The organism is Chromohalobacter sp. HP20-39 (assembly GCF_033052815.1).
GTDB lineage: Bacteria > Pseudomonadota > Gammaproteobacteria > Pseudomonadales > Halomonadaceae > Chromohalobacter.
This window is the reverse complement of record NZ_JAWHTP010000622.1, coordinates 1-276: the sequence shown is the minus strand read 5'-3', so window position 1 is coordinate 276 and position 276 is coordinate 1. Positions and strand designations below refer to the sequence as shown.

The window sequence follows — 276 nt, the reverse complement described above, 5'->3', positions numbered from 1 at the left end:
CCCAGCGGCCCGCACGGCTTGCGATCGCTGCTCGCTGAGGCGTTCAAGCGTGCGAAGTACGAACCGCGCATCGTCGCTGAAGTCGATGGACTGGCGCTGCTGATGGATTTCGTGCGCAGCGGCATGGGCGCAACGATCCAGCCTGGCGCAGCACTGGCCCGCGCTGAAAACGCGACCTTGGCCAGCGTGCCCCTGGCCGAAACCTATGCAGCGCGGCCGAACCTGATCACGAGCGTGTCCGACGAGGAGCTATCGCCCGCAGGGCTTGCGGCGCGC

1 protein-coding gene is annotated in these 276 nt (G+C 67.8%); it reads left to right on the top strand.

From position 1 onward, the window contains the following. Positions 1 to 276: LysR substrate-binding domain-containing protein (locus RVY79_RS19445; RefSeq protein ID WP_317466214.1), on the top strand; the 276-nt coding region annotated here is incomplete at both ends.